Origin of the sequence: Streptomyces sp. Y20 (assembly GCF_043195475.1) — a bacterium.
Lineage (GTDB): Bacteria > Actinomycetota > Actinomycetes > Streptomycetales > Streptomycetaceae > Streptomyces.
This window is the reverse complement of record NZ_JBIDDP010000001.1, coordinates 197,439-214,498: the sequence shown is the minus strand read 5'-3', so window position 1 is coordinate 214,498 and position 17,060 is coordinate 197,439. Positions and strand designations below refer to the sequence as shown.

The following is a 17,060-nucleotide window of genomic DNA, read 5'->3' as shown; positions in this document are numbered from 1 at the left end:
GCTCATGCGTGCCCGTGGCACTCGTCACCCGTCTGGTGTCCCCGTGACCCGGTACATGCACCCGTCCGGCGGTACTGGCGTGAAACAGCCGGTCCGCGCGTGCCCGCCCGGCATTTCCCTCAGGGCGGAACGCCGGGCCCTTGCCCGGGACCGCACCGCTCCTAGGCTGACGGGATGAGCAGCCAGGTGAGCGAAGAAGCCCGGGAGGCCGCCCGGCGGCCGATGCCCGCCCCGACGGATGTGCCCGAGCCCACGCCGCGCGAACCGCTGTTGCGCGACCTGGTCGGCGCGGTGCTGCGCCGGGAGCGGCGGACCCAGCGCCGCACGCTGAAAGAGGTGGCCGACGCGGCCCGGATCTCGCTGCCGTACCTGTCCGAGGTCGAGCGTGGCCGCAAGGAGGCCTCCTCCGAGGTCCTCGCCGCCGCGGCCCACGCGCTCGGTCTGGGACTCGGTGACCTGCTGTCGCTGGTCCACGGTGAGCTGGCCCACGGCGCACCGGCCCAGGCAGTGCCTGCCCGGCGTCCGGCCCCGCACCAGCGGCCGGCCCTCGCACCGCACCGGACGGGGCTGTCGCACCGGGGTCTCTGCCTGGCGGCCTGACCGGGCCGGCCGATGAGTTTCGCGGGGGGCGGCGGTCTGTACCGGTGTCCGTGTTCCACGCCCCAGGAGGTACCCATGACCACCGACGGTTTCGTCACGTGTCTCTGGTTCGACGGCCAGGCGGAGGAGGCCGCGAACCACTACGTGTCCGTCTTCGAGGACTCCGGCGTCGGTCGCGTCGTGCGCCACACCGAGGCGGGGCCCGGCACGGCCGGGTCCGTGCTGACCGTGGAGTTCACGGCCAACGGCCAGAGGTTCCTCGCGCTCAACGGCGGCCCCCAGTTCCGGTTCACCGAGGCGGTCTCCTTCCAGATCCTCTGCTCCGACCAGCGGGAGATCGACCACTACTGGACGAAGCTCACCGAGAACGGCGGTGAGGGCGGCCCCTGCGGCTGGCTCAAGGACCGGTTCGGCGTCTCCTGGCAGGTGGTCTACGCCCGGTTGCTCGACATGGTCGGTGACCCGGATCCGCAGAAGGCCGCGCGTGCCACCCGGGCCATGATGGCCATGGGCAAGCTGGACGCCGCCGCGCTGGAGAAGGCGTACGCGGGGGAGTGACGGGACTCCGCCGGGGCGGCCGGACCGGACCCGGCTCGGCGCGCGGCCCCGGCCCCGCATGGCTAGCGTGAACCACCGGGACACATCACACCGGGAGGTCGCGACCATGGCTGTGCAGCCCGAGGGAACGCCCTGTTGGGCCGATGCGATGTTCAGTGACATCGAGGGCGCCAAGCGGTTCTACGCGGACGTGCTCGGCTGGACCTTCGGCGAGTCGGCGTCGGAGTACGGCAACTACACACAGGCCTACGCGGACGGCAGGGCGGTGGCCGCCGTGGTCCCGCCGATGCCCGGCCAGGAGGGCCAGTCGCAGTGGTGCCTGTACCTCGCCTCGCCGGACGCCGCCGCCACCGCGGAGCGGATCCGGCACAACGGCGGCGAGGTGCTGATGGAGCCGATGCGGGTCGGCGACCTCGGCACGATGTGCCTGGGCCGGGAGCCCAGCGGAGCCGTGTTCGGTGTGTGGCAGGCCGGCAGGCACGAGGGCTTCGAGGCGACGGCCACGCCCGGCGCCTACTGCTGGGCGGAGGTCTTCACCCGGGAACCCGAGCGGACGGACGCCTTCCTGTCCGCCGTCTTCCCGTACCGCATGAAGGAGATCGAGGACGACGCGATCGATTTCCGGATGTTCGAGGTCGGTGAGGACACCGTCCTCGGCCGGATGCGAATGACCGACGACTTCCCGCCCGAGGTGCCCTCGTACATCAACGTCTACTTCACCGTGGACGACTGCGACGCGGCCGTCGCCCGGGCCACCGGGCTCGGCGCCGTCGTCCGCTTCGGCCCCATGAGCAGCCCCTTCGGCCGGTTCGCCGCGCTCAGCGATCCCCAGGGCGCCAACTTCTCGGTGATCGACGTCACGACCACCGAGGGCGGGATGCCGCAGACCAGGGACGTCTGAGCGGACCCCGTCCGGCCGCCTCCACGGCCATGGCATGATCGTGTGCATGCGTGAACGTGTGGTGGCCGCGTGCGACGGGGCTTCGAAAGGCAACCCCGGACCGGCCGGATGGGCGTGGGTGATCTCGGACGACGACGAGCGGACCCCCGTCGGCTGGGCCGCGGGCCCGCTCGGCCGGGCCACCAACAACGTCGCCGAACTGACCGCCCTGGAGCGGCTGCTCTCGGCCGTCGACCCGGACGTGCCGCTGGAGATCCGCATGGACTCCCAGTACGCGATGAAGGCCGTCACCACCTGGCTTCCCGGCTGGAAGCGCAACGGCTGGAAGACCGCCGCCGGCAAGCCCGTCGCCAACCAGGATCTTGTCGTCCGTATCGACGAACTCCTCGGCGGCCGGTCCGTGGAGTTCCGCTACGTGCCCGCCCACCAGGCCGACGGCGACCCGCTGAACGACTTCGCCGACCGCGCGGCCAGCCAGGCGGCCGTCGTGCAGGAGCCCGCCGGCAGCGAGCTGGGTTCGCCGGAACCCCCGCCGTCGCCGGACACCCCGGCGGCGGCCGGGGCGCCGCGCCGGAAGACGCCCCGCCGCACCGGCGGCGCCGCGTCCGCCCGCACCATCAAGGCCAAGTTCCCCGGCCGCTGCCCGTGCGGCCGGTCCTACGCGGCCGGCGAGCAGATCGCCAAGAACGCGCAGGGCTGGGGCCACCCGGAGTGCCGTACCGCCGGGTCCTGATCAGGCGTCGAACGTGTAGAACGCGGTGTGGTCCAGCAGGTCCGCCGGGCGCACGGTGTTCCACGGCTTCATGGTCTCGTTCAGATCCACCACGTCCGGTGTACCGCCCGTCGGCACGTAGCCGACGCCCGGGTGGCGCCGCTGCCATTCCGCCCACAGCTTGTCGATGTAGGCGTGGTGCAGCCAGAACACCGGGTCGTTGGGGGAGACGCCGGTGGCCATCTGCCCGCCGACCCAGACGTGGACCCGGTTGTGCAGGTTGACGCCGCGCCAGCCCTCCAGGTGGTTGCGGAAGCCGTCCGAGGCGCTGTTGTAGGGCGCCATGTCGTACGTCGCCATGGACAGCACCGACTCGACCTCGGCGCGCGTCGGCAGCTCGCGCACGGCCGTGCCGAGCGAACGGCGCAGGAACGTACGGCCGTCCACCCGCACGTCGACCGGCCAGTTCCCGGCGGACGCGGCGAACGGGCCGTCCATCACGCGGCCGTCGGTGCTGCGCCCGGTGCCGCCGAGGAAGTCGGGCGCCCACAGGGAGGCGCGCACCGTGCGGTCGGTGCTCCAGTCCCAGTACGGCAGGGCGACCGTGGGGTCCACGGACTGGAGCGCCTGCTCGAAGTCGAGCAGGAATCTGCGGTGCCAGGGCAGGAAGGAGGGTGAGCGGTGGCCGGTCCGCTCGCCGGTGTCGGTGTCCGCCATGATGAACTCGTTGTGCGTGCGGACGAAGTCGTCGTAGCGTCCGGCGCGCTTGAGTTCGAGGACGGCGGCGACGAACCGCCGCTTCTCGTCGGCGGTCAGGGCGGCCTGGTTCTTGCGTACCGTCATGGTGCGGGGTGCTCCGGGATTCCGTGCGGGGGCGGTCAGTTGGCGGGGAACGGCAGCAACGCGGCGCCCTGCAGCTCGTCCACCGCGGCCCGGGCGGCGGCGCGCGGGGTGGGTACCGGGGCGTAGTGGCTGACGACGCTGATCCAGCTGCCGTCGGCGTTGCGCATCACGTGCAGCTGCACGCCGTCGACGAACACCGCGTAGCCGCCGCCGTGTTCGTGGTGGTGTCCGCCGTCGCTCGACGCACGGCCCTGTATTCGGCGGCCCTTGTAGACCTCGTCGAAGGAGTCGGGTGCGGCCGGCATGTGATGGCCGGCGGCGGACGCGGCGGGCGCGACGAGGGTGGCGGCCGTGGCCGTCGTGGCGACGGCTGCTGCCGCGGTGAGCGCACGGCGCCGGGTGATGCCGGGCATGCGGGTCCTCCTCAGGAGTGGCGGAGTGTGACGACGCATGCCTATCGGGCATGACGGGAACGGAAGAAATCGGCCGGAACGGGTTGGCTGCGATCCGGACAATCAACCACATGTCGTGCAGAGTTGAACGAAGATGATCTTGCTGTGCCCCGGTGCCGATCCACTGCGGAACGGGGAATTCCTTGCCGGGGCGCCCGGCTTCCCGGTGATCCTTGCCGGGGGCCGCCCGTCCGAGTGGCGCGGCTCACCACGCCAGGCTGACGCGATCGAGCGGGTCGGCCGGGCTGCTACCGTCCGGTGCCGATCGACCACGTCCGGTGACAGTCAGGGGTGCGCGCGTGAAGGTCGTCTGTGTCGGAGGCGGGCCCGCGGGCCTGTACCTCGCCATCCTGCTCAAACGGCAGGACCCGTCCCACGACATCACCGTCCACGAACGCGACCCCGAGGGCTCCACGTACGGCTGGGGCGTGACGTACTGGGGCGGCCTTCTCGACAAGCTCCGGGCGCACGACCCCGAGTCGGCGCGGGCGGTCGAGGAGCACTCGGTCCGCTGGAACGAGGGCGTCGCCCACGTCCGGGACCTGGCGGCCCGCCACCACGGGGACGAGGGCTTCGGCATCGGCCGGCACCGGCTGCTCGACCTGCTCGCCGGCCGGGCCCGCGCCCTCGGCGTCCGCCTGGAATTCGGGAGCGCCGTCGATGAACCGCCCGCCGGAGCCGACCTCGTCGTCGCGGCCGACGGCGTGCACAGCGCACTGCGCACCCGGCACGCCGGACACTTCGGCACCCGGATCACCGCCGGCCGCAACCACTACATCTGGCTCGGCACCACCAAGGTCTTCGACGCCTTCACGTTCGCCTTCACCGAGACCGGGCACGGCTGGATCTGGGCCTACGGCTACGGCTACGACAGTGGCCACAGCACCTGTGTCGTCGAGTGCTCCCCGCAGACCTTCGCCGGCCTCGGCCTGGACCGGGCGGACCGGGCGGAAAGCCTCGTGCTGCTGGAGAAGCTCTTCGCCGGTGTCCTCGACGGCCACCCCCTCATCGCCCGCCCCGGGGCCTCCTGGCTGACCTTCCGCACCCTCACCAACCGCACCTGGCACCGCGGCGATCTCGTCCTGCTCGGCGACGCCGCCCACACCACGCACTACTCCATCGGGGCCGGCACCACCCTGGCCCTGGAGGACGCCATGTGCCTGGCGAGCGCCCTGAAGGAGCACGCCGCCCTGCCCGACGCCCTGGCCGCCTACGAGCGCCGGCGCCAGGCCGAGCTGCTGTCCGTGCAGAGCGCGGCCCGCTACAGCGCGCAGTGGTACGAGAACCTCCCCCGCTACATCCACCTGCCCCCGCACCGGATGTTCGCCCTGCTCGGCCAGCGCCACTCGCCCTTGCTGCCGTACGTCCCCCCGCAGCTGTACTACGGCCTGGACCGCGCGGCCGGACGGCTGGAGGCGCTCCGCAGGCTCAAGCGCTGGCTCGGCCCCCGCGCCGCCCGCGCCCTGCACGCCAGGACGACGGCCCGCCGGGACTGACCGAGACGTCGGTGAACAGTCATTCACCCGATAAGGTGAATTCATATTCACCTGACCTTCCGTGCTGCCCGCAGGAGCCCCGATGGACCAGCCAGCCTCCATACCCCCGCCGCCCGGCACCGGCACGCCGCTCCGGCTGCGCGACCGGCTCACCATCCCGGTGCTCGCGTCGGGCGGCATCCTCATGGCGGTCATGCAGACCGTGGTCGTACCCCTCCTGCCGGACCTGCCCCGGCTCACCGGATCGTCACCGGCCGCCGTCTCCTGGATGGTCACCGCGACCCTGCTCGCCGGCGCCGTCCTCACGCCCGTGCTCGGCCGGGCCGGCGACATGTACGGCAAGCGCCGGGTGCTCACCACCGCGCTCGCCCTCATGACCGTCGGCTCGGTCCTGTGCGCGCTGTCCTCGGACATCCGCGTGCTCATCGCCGCCCGCGCGCTCCAGGGCGCCGCCGCCTCCGTCGTCCCGCTGTCCATCAGCATCCTGCGCGACGAACTCCCGCCCGAACGCCGGGGATCGGCGGTGGCGCTGATGAGTTCCACCGTCGGCATCGGCGCCGCCCTCGGGCTGCCGCTCGCCGCGCTGGTCGTGCAGTACGCCGACTGGCACACGATGTTCTGGCTGACCAGCGCGCTCGGTGCGCTCGGCGTCACGGCGACCTGGTGGGCGGTCCGGGAGTCCCCGGTGCGCGAGCCCGGCCGCTTCGACGTCCTCGGCGCGCTGGGGCTCGCCGCCGGGCTGGTCTGCCTGCTGCTGGGCGTCTCCCAGGGCGGCACCTGGGGCTGGGGAAGCGCACGGGTCCTCGGGCTGTTCCTGGCCGCCGCCGCCGTCCTCGCGCTGTGGTGGTGGCAGCAGCTGCGCGGCGCACGGCCGCTGGTCGATCTGCGCCTGGTCACCCGGCCACGGGTGGGCCTGTCGCATGTGGCGGCCCTGCTGACGGGGTTCGCGTTCTACGCCAACTCCCTGGTCACCGCCCAGCTGGTGCAGGCGCCCGAGGCCACCGGCTACGGCCTCGGCCTGTCCATCGTCGCCACCGGACTGTGCCTCCTGCCCGGCGGTGTGACCATGCTGCTGTTCTCGCCGTTGTCGGCCCGCATCTCGGCCACGCGCGGCCCCCGGATCACGCTCGCCCTGGGCGCCGCCGTCATCGCCTGCGGGTACGCGCTGCGCATCGCCGACAGCCGCGACCTATGGATGATCATCCTGGGGGCCACCGTGGTCGCGACCGGCACCACGCTCGCCTACTCGGCGCTGCCGACCCTGATCCTGCGCGCCGTCCCGGCCGCGCAGACCGCCTCCGCCAACGGCGTCAACGTCCTCATGCGCACCATCGGCCAGGCCGTCTCCAGCGCGGCCGTCGCCGCCGTCCTCGTCCACCACACCAGCCCCCTCGGCGGGATACCCGTCCCCACCCTGCACGGCTACCTCCTCGCCTTCGCGATGGCGGGCGCCATCGCCCTCGCGGCCTGCGCGGCGGCCCTGACCATCCCGGGCGACGAGCCCGCCGACGGCGGCCGGCGCGCCCGCGGGGCCACCCGGGGCGCGCGTGACGGGGCGATGAAGGGAGCATGAGAGGCATGACCACGCCGGCCGGCCGCCGGGCCGCCCCCGCACGCCGGGACGCCGAGGCCACCAGGGCCGCCATCCTGAAGGCGGCCCGCCATCTGCTGGCCCGGCACGCCCACGCCGACATCACCCTCAGGGCCGTCGCCGAACGGGCCGGTGTCAGCCCGCCCCTGATCCTGAAGTACTTCGGCAACAAGGACGCCCTTTTCGCCCGCGTGATGTCCTTCGACACCGACGCCGACGCCCTGCTGGACGCCCCGCTGCACGACCTGGGCCGGCACATGGTCCGGCACGTGCTGTCCAGCCAGCGCGACCGCGGCGCCGACCCGCTGCTGCGCATCGCCTTCGCCCCCCTGCACGGCGACCACGGCGACGTCCTGCGCGCCAACTTCCGCGCCCAGGTGACCGAACGCCTCGCCGCCCGGCTCACCGGTCCCGACGCTGGCCTGCGCGCCGAACTCGCCGTCGCCGCGCTCGTCGGCCTCGGCGTGATGTACGGCATCGCCCGCGGCCCGCACCTGCGCGGGGCCGCCGTCGACGCCGTCGCCGACCGCTACGGCGCCGCCGTACAGGCCCAGCTGACGCCCGGCCGCTGAGCCGGCGGGGCCCGGCGCCCGGGAATTCCCGCCGGAGCGCCCCGTTCCGCGCGACGCCGTGCCGGATGACAGACTGGCGCCATGGACGAACGCGTGATCGGCAGGTCGGGTCAGTGGGCATCGGTGGTCGGACTCGGCACTTGGCAGCTGGGCGCCGACTGGGGCGACGTGGACGACAAGGAGGCCCTCTCCGTCCTGGAGGCGGCGGCCGAGTCGGGGGTCACGTTCTTCGACACGGCCGACGTGTACGGCGACGGGCGCAGCGAGGAGACCATCGCCTCGTTCCTGCGCGGCCGTCCCGACCTGCACGTGCTGGTGGCCACCAAGATGGGCCGCCGGGTCGAACAGATCCCCGGGAACTACGTCCTGGACAACTTCCGCGCCTGGAACGACCGCTCGCGCCGCAACCTGGGCGTCGACCGCATCGACCTGGTCCAGCTGCACTGCCCGCCCACCCCGGTCTACTCCTCCGACGCGGTCTTCGACGCCCTGGACACCCTGGTCGAGGAGGAGCGCGTCGCCGCGTACGGGGTGAGCGTGGAGACCTGCGCGGAAGCGCTCACCGCGATCGCCCGGCCGAACGTGGCGAGCGTGCAGATCATCCTCAACCCGTTCCGCATGAAGCCCCTGTACGAGGTGCTGCCCGCCGCCCGTGAGGCCGGCGTCGGCATCATCGCGCGCGTACCCCTCGCCTCCGGGCTGCTGTCCGGCAAGTACACGCGGGACACGGTGTTCGCGGCCAACGACCACCGTTCCTTCAACCGCCACGGCGAGGCCTTCGACCAGGGCGAGACCTTCTCCGGCGTCGACTACGCCACCGGAGTGGAGGCAGCCGCAGAGTTCGCCGCGCTCGCCCCCGAGGGGTACACCCCCGCCCAGCTGGCGCTGCGCTGGATCATCGAGCAGGACGGTGTGACCACGGTGATCCCGGGCGCGCGCAATCCGGGGCAGGCCCGCGCCAACGCCGCCGCGGCCAAGCTGCCTCCGCTGCCGGAGGAGACCTTCACCGCGATCCGGGAGCTGTACGAGCGCCGGATCAGCGACCAGGTCGAACACCGCTGGTAGACCCGGGTGCGCGCACCGTTTGAACGAACGGCCGTGCGGTTACACGCACCGCATGACGGAGGCAGGAGAGCGTACAGGCCGCGACGAGACCGAGGAGGAGCGGGCGGACCGGAAGTGGGGTGAACTCATCCAGGAGGTCCGCGTCGCGCAGACGGGCGTGCAGATCCTGTTCGGGTTCCTGCTGACCGTCGTCTTCCAGCCGAAGTACCTACGGCTCACCGACACCGATCAGGTCATCTACATCGTGACCGTCGTCCTTGGCGCCTGCGCGACCGGCGCCCTCATCGGACCGGTCTCCCTGCACCGCCTGGTCTCCGGCCGCCGGGTCAAGCCGCAGGCCGTGCGGCTCGCCTCCCGGCTGACCTTCGTCGGGCTGCTCCTGCTGCTCGCCACGATGACGTCGTCGCTGCTGCTGATCCTGCGCGTGGCCACACATGACGGCTACGTGCCGTACCTGGTCTCGGGCGTCGTCGCCTGGTACCTCGTGTGCTGGTACGGCCTGCCGCTGTGGGCCCGCCGCAACCACACGGACCGGTCGGACGGCTAGGACCCGCCCGGCCGGCTAGGACCCGCCCGGCCGGCCGGGGCAGGCCCGGCCGGTCACTGGCCCACCCGTCCGTCGACACACTCGCGCAGCAGGCCGGCGTGGGCCGCAGTGCCGGGCGTCGGCCACGGCCTGTCCGGCGGCCGCTCCGCCGAAGTCCGCGTCCCCGGCGCCGTACAGCTTCGGCAGCGGGTCGCCTTCGGTGATCCGGTCGCGCCGGTCGCGTTCCACCTCGGCGAGGTGCCGGATCAGGCCGAGCAATGACATCGCGGACGGCGGGACCGCGCGCCGGGCCAACTGCTCCGGGCCCAGGTCCTCGCACTTCATCCGCCGTCGGCGGGGTCGGTCCACATGTCGGGACGGACGGCGGCCCGGGTCCATCGTGCCGGACGGTCGGTCATGCCCCGCGTGGTGACCCGCGGCGGCCCCGGTGCGCCACCGGATCGTCATGCAAGCGCGCGCAGCTGACGGTCGTGGACCCGGCTGAGCAGCAGCACGGACAGCACGGATCCGATCAGGGCGCAGCACATGTCCCACTGGGTGTCCCAGACGTCGCCCTGGGTGGCGAGGAAGGCGTCCGCGCCGTGCCCGCCGATCTCCGCCGCCAGCCACTCCAGCAGTTCGAAGCAGGCGCTGAACGCCACGCAGGCGCACACGGTGAGCGGCGCGAGCCAGCGGCTGCCGCGCAACGGCGAGGTCCGGCTGAGCACTTCCCGCACCAGCACGGCCGGGACGAAACCCTGCATCAGGTGCCCGAAGCGGTCGTAGGGGTTGCGGTCCAGGCCGAAGGTGTCGCGCACCCAGTCACCCACCGGGACCTGCGCGTAGGTGTAGTGGCCGCCGACCGCGAGGACCAGCGCGTGCGCGGTCAGCAGCCCGCACAGCAGCCCCGTCAGCGGGAAGCGCCGCCAGGCCAGCACGGCCACGGGCAGCCCGGCCAGCACCCACACCGTCTCCAGGAGCCAGGTGGTGCGCTCGCGCGCGCCCCACGCGGACGCGGCCAGGCCCGCCGCCGCCACGGCGGCGAAGAGGGCGGGCGGCACGCGGCGCGGCGCGCGGAACGGGAGGGGTGGCGCTGCGGTCACGACGGGGCTCCTTGCCTGCGGGGCGGGGGAGCCCATCGTGGCGCCGGGCCGGGACCGCGGGCATGAGTACGGCTACTCAGCCGCGGAGAGGATCTCCTCCAGCAGCTCGTCCACCGCGATGCGTTCCCGCCCCGGCGGGACGACCCGGTAGGTCTCGCGCAGGAACGAGGCGATCGCCGGCGCCCAGGCGAACACGACCGCGTGGTGCCGTCCGCCGTCCGCCCGCGCGTCCCCGAGGAACTCCAGCCGCAGTTCGTGCCACAGGCCGGTGGCCTCCGGCCGCATCCGTACATCGCCGACCCCGACCGGCCCGGCCAGGCCGTCGGAGAGCATCTGCCGGTCCAGCCGCCAGCAGGCCAGCACATGGCCGTCGTGCGCGAAGGCGGCGGTCACGGCGAACGGGTCGCCGGCGTCGTAGCTGAGGTGGGCCAGCACCGGACACCGGCCGGTACCGTGCGCAAGGAGCTGCACCACCAGGGTCTTGTGCACGAACGAGTTCACGCGGGGGCCTCCGGGACGATCGGCGTAGAGCCCTCTAGTACCCCGGTAGCGCCCGAGATGCTCATCCGTGTGACCGATTCCGCTGAACCCGTGCGGGACGCGGCCGGCCGGCGCGTCCCGGCGGACGTCAGGCGAAGGCCTCCCGCAGGGCCGGGAGCAGGGTCTTCGACGACCAGTCGAGGAACTCCGGCTGGGAGTCGCCGCCGATCTGCACCAGGGCGATCTCCCCGAACCCGGCCTCCGCGTAGGGCCGTACGGCCTCCACGAACGCCTCCGGGTCGTCGCCGCAGGGGATGGAGGAGGCGACGTCGTCCTCGGTGACGAACTGGGTCGCGGCCTCGAAGGAGTCGGGGTGCGGCAGTTCGGCGTTCACCTTCCAGCCCAGGCCGAACCAGCGGAACTGGGAGTGGGCGCGCTTGATCGCCCTCTCCCGGTCGGTGTCGTAGCAGACGGGAAGCTGGCCGACGCGGGGCTTGCCGCTGCCGCCGTGCCGGTCGAAGGCCTCCAGCAGACCCGGCTTCGGCTCCGTCGCGATGACCAGGTCGGCGAGGTGCCCGGCGAGCTTGCACGAGCGTTCACCGGAGACGGCGAGGCCGATCGGCGGCGCCTCGTCCGGCAGGTCCCACAGCCGGGCCGACTCCACGTCGTAGTGCTGCCCGTGATGCGTCACATGGCCGCCCTCGAACAGCGCGCGGATGATCTGTACGGCCTCCTCGAGCATCTCGTGGCGTACGTCCACCGGCGGCCAGCCGCCGCCCACGACGTGTTCGTTCAGGTTCTCGCCGGCGCCGAGGCCGAGCCGGAACCTTCCCTCGGACAGTAGCTGCACGGTCGCCGCCTTCTGCGCCACGATCGCCGGGTGGTAGCGCAGGATGGGGCAGGTGACATAGGTCATCAGCGGGATCCGCGAGGTGGCCTGGGCGGCGGCGCCCAGCACGCTCCACGCGTAGGAGGCGTGTCCCTGCGAGCGCAGCCACGGGAAGTAGTGGTCCGAGGTCACCGAGAAGTCGAACCCGGCCTCCTCGGCCTGCACGAGGTGGTTCACCAGGTCCCTGGGGCCGGCCTGCTCCGTCATCATCGTGTATCCGATTTGCACCATGGGGAGCGAGTCCCCGGCTCGGCCGCCGGAAAACGGCCCGCGGGCCCCCGGTCAGTCCTTCGGCGCACGGAATGTCCCGAGGAACGTCCGCAGCGCCAGCCGGCCGGCCGCGTTCCCCCAGGCCCCGGCGGGGGTGGTGAAGCGCAGGGAGAAGCCCCGCGCCCCGCCCAGCAGGAAGCCCCGCCCGAAGGTGTGCGTCCGGGAGTCCCCCGATCCCGTCAGCCACTCCAGGTCGGCGGCCCTGCGGCCCTGGTAGGTGGTGGCCCGGACGGCGCCGACGCGGTGGTAGCCGGGCAGCCTCTCCAGCCCGGGCTCGACGTCGTCCCGCCAGACCGCGACGGGGTCGGGGCCGACACGCTCGCTGTAGGTGACGGCCAGGGTGGTCGGGTCGCCGCCGCGGCCGAAGGTGACCCGGTAGGCGAGGCCGGCCACCCGGGAGGTGGCCAGCCGCCGCCAGCCGTCGGGCAGCGCCACCGAGAAGCCCTCGGGGGCGGTGTACCGGTGGTAGCCGGCCGGCAGGGCCGGGGAGGCCGACGGGGTCGGGGCGGGGGTGGCGGCGGGCGGGGTGGCAGATGGGGTGGCGCCGCCGGTGTGCCGGCCGGCCGGGGCGGTGGCCCGGCGCGGCGGTCCGGCGGTGTCCGTGCCGGGCAGCGCGCCGGCCGCGGCCAGCACCGCGCCGGCGACGGCGGTCACGGCGAGCGCGGCGGCGACGGCCAGGAGCCGTCGCCCGCGCCCGGGACCGGCGGCGACGGCGCACCGGTACGCGCCGCGCAACCGGGGCACGGGCGCGGGCCGGTGGTCCGCGTCCGTGTCCTCGGTCAGTGCCCGGGTCAGGGCCTCGCGGACCACCGGCCGGGTCAGCCGCTCCCGCGGGTCCTTGCGCAGCAGCCCCTGCACGGCGCGGGTGAGCGGGCCGGCGCGCAGCGGGGTGCGCAGCGGCAGCCGGTCGACGGCCTTCAGCGTGGCGTCGGGCCGGCCGCGGTCCCGGAACGGCGGCCGGCCCTCGACCATCGTGTACAGCAGCGCTCCCAGCGCCCACAGGTCGGCGGCGGGGCCCAGGCGTTCGTCGCGGGCCTGCTCCGGCGAGGCGTACGAGGGTGCCGTGAGCCGCGGCACCAGGGTCGCGCCGGCCAGGCCGAACCCGGTGACGACGACCGGGCCGTCGTCCCGCACGAAGACCTGGCCGGGGCTCAGTTCCCCGTGGGTGATGCCCTCGTCGTGCGCCGCCCGCAGCACGTCGAGCAGCTCCAGGCCGGTGCGTGCGGCGCGCACCGGGTGGAAGGAGCCTTCCCGGGCCAGGAGTTCGCCGAGCGGTGTGCCGTCGATCCACTCGGTGACCGTCCACAGGGTGCCGGCCTCCACCACGGCGTCGACGACCGCGGCGACCTGGCCGGGGCGGAGCAGCCGCATGGTCTCGGAGGTGCGGACGACCCGGGCCGTGACGCGGCGCGCGGTGTCCTCGGCGACGGGTTCCGGCAGGGCCGTCTGTGCCACCAGGCGGGGCTGCTCGGCCGCCGTGTCCTCGGCGTACCACCACAGGCGGTTCGTCTCCCGGGCGAAGACCTCCAGCAGCCGGTACCGCCCGGCGACCCACTCGTGTGCGCAGACGTGCGTCTCGACCATGGTCATCCCTCGCTGAAGCCCTGCCGCGTCCTGCCCAGAGGTACGCGGGGCGCGCGGGGGTGCGTTCAGCGAATCCTCAATTCACGCCCCCTTTCCGCCTTCCATTCGTACGTTCGAAGGCCGGTGCGGTGCCGGATCGGCCGCCCCGCCGCACGGCAGCCGTCTCACAGCAGGCCGAACCGCTCCGCCCAGCCGTGCAGTTCCCCGGGTGTCGTGTTGCCCCCGCAGACCACGAGCCCGATCCGGGCGCCGTCACCGGCCCGCGCCGCCACCTGCCGGGCCGCCGGCAGCAGACAGCCCGCGGCCGGCTCCCCCCACACCTTGGCGTGGTCGGCCAGGTCCAGGCAGCCCTGCACGGCGTCCCGGTCCGGCACCACCAGGACGTCCTCGACGAGCGCGGACACATGGTCGTACGTCAGCTGCGCCACCGAGGGCGCGCTCAGGGTCGTCACCAGGGAGGACAGCGGCACCGGTACCGGGCCGCCCGCCCTCAGCGCACCGGACATCGCCTCCGCGCCCTCGGTCTCCACGCCCCACACGCGCACCTCCGGGCGCAGGGCGCGCAGGGCCGCCGCGACCCCGGCGATCAGACCACCGCCGCCGACGCTGACGACGACGTCCGTCAGCTCCCCCGCGTCCTCGGCCAGTTCCAGCCCCACGGTGCCCTGTCCGGCGATCACCACCGGGTCGTCGAACGGGTGGACCAGGGTGAGCCCCTCGTCCCGCAGCCGCGTCACCAGCTGAAAGGCGCTGTCCATGCCGTCGGTGAGCCGCACCGACGCCCCGGCTTCCTCGGCGAGCGCGAGGGAACGCGCGGGCGCGGTCCGCGGCATCACCACGGTCGCCTTCACGTCGAGGGCCGCCGCCATCACCGCGAGCGCGACACCGTGGTTGCCGCCGCTGACCGCGACCACGCCCGCCGCGCGCTCCGCCGCGCTCAGTGACAGCAGCTTGGCCGTGGCCCCGCGGGCCTTGAACGAGCCGGTCCGCTGGAGCAGTTCCAGCTTGGCGGTGACCGGGACGCCGAGCAGCTCGCCGAGGCCGGGACTCGCCACCGTCGGCGTCCTGACGATGTGTCCGGCGATCCGCTGTGCTGCGGCTTCGATGTCCGAGATGCCGATCACGGTGCTCCACCCTTCCGGCGCGGATCGGGAACCGCGCCGGAACGGACCCTGACCCGTCGGGACACCCCAGGTCAACGCCGTATCGGATGGTGGTTACCGGGCTCGGTCCGCCAACAGGTCCAGCAGCCGTACCAGGTCCCCGGCGGCCCCGCCGGCCAGGGGCGTGCCGGCGAGCAGCGCCCGCGCGGCGGCCGTGTGGGCGCGGGCCTCGGCCAGGGCAGCCGCCCGGCCGCCCGCCGCCTCGAGCAGTGCGGCGGCCTCCCCGGCCCGGCCCGGCGAGTCCAGCAGTGCGGGCAGGTCCCGGGCAGCCGGGGAACCGAGCGCGGCCAGCACCGGATAGGTCTTCTTCCGCTCCCGCAGGTCGCCGCCCACCGGCTTGCCGGTGACGGCCGGATCGCCCCAGATGCCCAGCACGTCGTCGACCAGCTGGAAGGCGATCCCGAGGTGCCGCCCGACCCGGTCCAGGGCGTCGGCCGTGGCCCTGGGCGCCCCGGCGAGCGCGGCGCCCAGCGCGGCAGCACAGCCCAGCAGCGCGCCGGTCTTGCCCTCCGCCATCGCCCGGTACTCCGCCGTCGTCACCCGTTCCGGCCCGGTCCACGGCCGGGTGGCGAACAGCAGGTCGTCGGCCTGCCCGCGCACCAGGTCGGCGAGGGCCGACGAGAGCAGCCGTACCGCGCCGGGGCCCTCGGGGGCCGCGGCGAGCACGTCCACCGCCAGGGCGAACAGGGCGTCCCCGGCCAGTACGGCCGGGCCCGTGCCGTAGGCCCGCCACACGGTGGGTCGGCCGCGCCGGACCGCGTCCCCGTCCATGATGTCGTCGTGCAGCAGCGAGAAGGCGTGCACCAGCTCCACCGCGACCGCCGCCGGCACCCCCGCCCGCCCGTCGGCGCCCGCGGCCTCGGCGCCCAGCACGGCCAGCGCCTGCCGTACGCCCTTGCCGCCCGGGGCGGCGGCGGGTGCCCCGCCGACCTCGCACCAGCCGAAGGAGTAGGCGGCCATCTCGGCCACCCACGGGTGCAGCCGCCCCACCGCGTCCTCCAGCGCGGGCCGTACCAGCTCCCGGCAGCGGGTCAGGGTGAGCAGGGCCGGGTCCTGCACCGGCGTGCCGAGCGCCGTCACCGGGCGGCCTCCGCGTCGAGGCCGAGCTCCCGCTGGGCCCGGACCACCATCTCCCGGGCGTGCCGCAGCCCGCTGCGCTCCAGCGTCCGGGCCAGGTCCGCGAGTTCGGCGGCCGTCTCGGCGCGGTCGCGGCCGAGGCGGGCGAGGGACTTGGCGAGGCCGAGCCGGGACAGCGCCTCGCCGCGGGGCTCGCTCATCGTGCGGAACTCCGTGAGCGCCAGCTCGTAGCGGTCCCGGGCCTCGGCGTGGCGCCCGGCGCGGTAGAGGACGTTGCCCTGCATCTTGTGGTTGTAGGCGAGCGCGCTGGACAGGTTCATCTCGCGGCAGCCGGCCTCCGCCTCGGCCAGCAGCTCCAGGGCCCGCTCGGTGGCGCCGTCGCGCACGGAGAGGATGTCCGCGAGTCCGCGCAGCGCCCAGGCGTGACCGCGCCGGTCGTCGGCCCGGCCGGCTATCTGTGCCGCTTCCTCGAACAGCGCGTACGCGCGGTCGAAGTCGCCGGTGTTGCGGTGCATCTGGGCGATGCCCTCCAGCGCCCACACCGTGTGCCGGGCCTCGCCCCGCTTGCGTGCCTCGGCCAGCAGCTGCTCGTGCAGCCGGCCGACCGCCGCGTAGTCCCCCTGGATGCGCCCGGTCTCCGCGAGGCCGGCCAGCGAGTAGCCGCGGACGACGACGTCCCCGCCGCGTTCGCCGAGGTCGGCGGCCAGCTTCAGCAGCCGCCAGGCGAGCGGGAACGCCCCGCGCTGGCGGGCCAGAGTGCCGCCGCTCCACAGCGCCCAGGCCATCGCCGCGGTGTCGCCGGCCTCCCGGGCGGCTCGGTAACTCGCCTTCCAGGCCCGGTCGGCGTCCCGCACGTGGCCGAGCCGCCGGTGCGCCTCGGCGACGGCGAGCCCGCAGCGCGCCGCCTCGCCGGGCAGTCCCGCCCGCTCGGCCTCGCGCAGCCGTTCGGTGCCCTCGGCCAGCACGTCGACCAGCGAGGAGTTCACGGACAGGGTGGTCAGGGCGCCCTGGTACTCCGGGGCGGAAGCCTTGCCGTACATGCGTACCCTTCTATGCACAGAGTGTATACATCGCGTGCATAGTGTCTCGGAAAATTGCCCCGGCCCGAGGGCCGGGGCTCGGTCTGTCGCTGGTCAAGACGCCGGTACGGCGGCAGGGGTTGCCCGGGCTGGGCGGCT

Annotated in this window: 18 protein-coding genes and 1 pseudogene; 9 read left to right on the top strand and 10 right to left on the bottom strand. The window is 74.0% G+C overall.

The features are described 5' to 3' along the window. Positions 1-174 precede the first annotated feature (174 nt). The 4 genes from ACGFT1_RS01000 (at position 175) to ACGFT1_RS00985 (ending at position 2,792) form a co-directional block, all read left to right on the top strand. Complete coding sequence (locus ACGFT1_RS01000) at positions 175-600, top strand: helix-turn-helix domain-containing protein (protein ID WP_373906896.1); 426 nt, start codon at positions 175-177, stop codon at positions 598-600. A gap of 75 nt (positions 601-675) precedes the next feature. Beyond that, the gene (locus ACGFT1_RS00995) at positions 676-1,158 is read left to right on the top strand and encodes a VOC family protein (protein WP_373906895.1); all 483 of its coding nucleotides are present in this window, start codon (positions 676-678) and stop codon (positions 1,156-1,158) included. A gap of 106 nt (positions 1,159-1,264) precedes the next feature. Continuing rightward, on the top strand, positions 1,265-2,059 hold the full coding sequence (locus ACGFT1_RS00990; RefSeq protein WP_373906894.1) for a VOC family protein: 795 nt from the start codon (positions 1,265-1,267) through the stop codon (positions 2,057-2,059). A gap of 34 nt (positions 2,060-2,093) precedes the next feature. Next, entirely contained in the window at positions 2,094-2,792 is a 699-nt protein-coding gene (locus ACGFT1_RS00985) for a ribonuclease H (RefSeq protein WP_373906893.1), read from the top strand. Here ACGFT1_RS00985 and ACGFT1_RS00980 read toward each other — a convergent pair whose 3' ends face one another. Beyond that, entirely contained in the window at positions 2,793-3,614 is an 822-nt protein-coding gene (locus tag ACGFT1_RS00980; protein WP_373906892.1) for a tyrosinase family protein, read from the bottom strand. It abuts the gene before it with no gap. A 35-nt stretch (positions 3,615-3,649) separates the two neighbouring features. After that, positions 3,650-4,027 (bottom strand): tyrosinase cofactor, encoded by a 378-nt coding sequence (locus tag ACGFT1_RS00975; protein WP_373906891.1) that lies wholly within the window; start codon positions 4,025-4,027, stop codon positions 3,650-3,652. Between the two features lie 338 nt (positions 4,028-4,365). Here ACGFT1_RS00975 and ACGFT1_RS00970 point away from each other — a divergent pair, with 338 nt between their 5' ends. From ACGFT1_RS00970 to ACGFT1_RS00950, 5 genes are all read left to right on the top strand, one after another. Beyond that, positions 4,366-5,562, top strand: a complete 1,197-nt coding sequence (locus ACGFT1_RS00970) for an FAD-dependent monooxygenase (RefSeq protein ID WP_373906890.1) — start codon at positions 4,366-4,368, stop codon at positions 5,560-5,562. An 82-nt stretch (positions 5,563-5,644) separates the two neighbouring features. Then, positions 5,645-7,135 carry an MFS transporter gene (locus tag ACGFT1_RS00965; protein WP_373906889.1) on the top strand — a complete coding sequence of 497 codons (1,491 nt, stop codon included), beginning with the start codon at positions 5,645-5,647 and terminating at the stop codon, positions 7,133-7,135. Between the two features lie 5 nt (positions 7,136-7,140). Then, the gene (locus ACGFT1_RS00960; RefSeq protein ID WP_373906888.1) at positions 7,141-7,725 is read left to right on the top strand and encodes a TetR family transcriptional regulator; all 585 of its coding nucleotides are present in this window, start codon (positions 7,141-7,143) and stop codon (positions 7,723-7,725) included. Positions 7,726-7,806: 81 nt separating this feature from the next. Further along, positions 7,807-8,790, top strand: coding sequence for an aldo/keto reductase (locus tag ACGFT1_RS00955; RefSeq protein WP_373906887.1), 984 nt, complete (start codon positions 7,807-7,809; stop codon positions 8,788-8,790). Between the two features lie 52 nt (positions 8,791-8,842). Then, positions 8,843-9,337 carry a DUF6328 family protein gene (locus ACGFT1_RS00950; RefSeq protein WP_373906886.1) on the top strand — a complete coding sequence of 165 codons (495 nt, stop codon included), beginning with the start codon at positions 8,843-8,845 and terminating at the stop codon, positions 9,335-9,337. A 53-nt stretch (positions 9,338-9,390) separates the two neighbouring features. Here the strand turns inward: ACGFT1_RS00950 and ACGFT1_RS00945 are convergent. The 8 genes and pseudogenes from ACGFT1_RS00945 to ACGFT1_RS00910 form a co-directional block, all read right to left on the bottom strand. After that, positions 9,391-9,735: pseudogene (locus tag ACGFT1_RS00945) on the bottom strand (DUF664 domain-containing protein). Positions 9,736-9,780: 45 nt separating this feature from the next. Then, positions 9,781-10,377, bottom strand: coding sequence for a DUF2238 domain-containing protein (locus ACGFT1_RS00940; protein ID WP_373907631.1), 597 nt, complete (start codon positions 10,375-10,377; stop codon positions 9,781-9,783). A gap of 114 nt (positions 10,378-10,491) precedes the next feature. Beyond that, positions 10,492-10,920 (bottom strand): SsgA family sporulation/cell division regulator, encoded by a 429-nt coding sequence (locus tag ACGFT1_RS00935; RefSeq protein WP_373906885.1) that lies wholly within the window; start codon positions 10,918-10,920, stop codon positions 10,492-10,494. A gap of 127 nt (positions 10,921-11,047) precedes the next feature. Next, entirely contained in the window at positions 11,048-12,019 is a 972-nt protein-coding gene (locus ACGFT1_RS00930; RefSeq protein ID WP_373906884.1) for an LLM class F420-dependent oxidoreductase, read from the bottom strand. A 51-nt stretch (positions 12,020-12,070) separates the two neighbouring features. Next, entirely contained in the window at positions 12,071-13,648 is a 1,578-nt protein-coding gene (locus tag ACGFT1_RS00925; RefSeq protein WP_373906883.1) for a protein kinase, read from the bottom strand. Positions 13,649-13,806: 158 nt separating this feature from the next. Continuing rightward, positions 13,807-14,766, bottom strand: coding sequence for a threonine/serine dehydratase (locus ACGFT1_RS00920; protein ID WP_373906882.1), 960 nt, complete (start codon positions 14,764-14,766; stop codon positions 13,807-13,809). Positions 14,767-14,859: 93 nt separating this feature from the next. Beyond that, positions 14,860-15,885: a polyprenyl synthetase family protein gene (locus ACGFT1_RS00915; RefSeq protein ID WP_373906881.1), complete on the bottom strand. Its 1,026-nt coding sequence runs from the start codon at positions 15,883-15,885 to the stop codon at positions 14,860-14,862. Further along, positions 15,882-16,922: a tetratricopeptide repeat protein gene (locus ACGFT1_RS00910; RefSeq protein ID WP_373906880.1), complete on the bottom strand. Its 1,041-nt coding sequence runs from the start codon at positions 16,920-16,922 to the stop codon at positions 15,882-15,884. Before ACGFT1_RS00910 ends, ACGFT1_RS00915 begins: the two co-directional genes overlap by 4 nt. Positions 16,923-17,060: the final 138 nt, after the last annotated feature.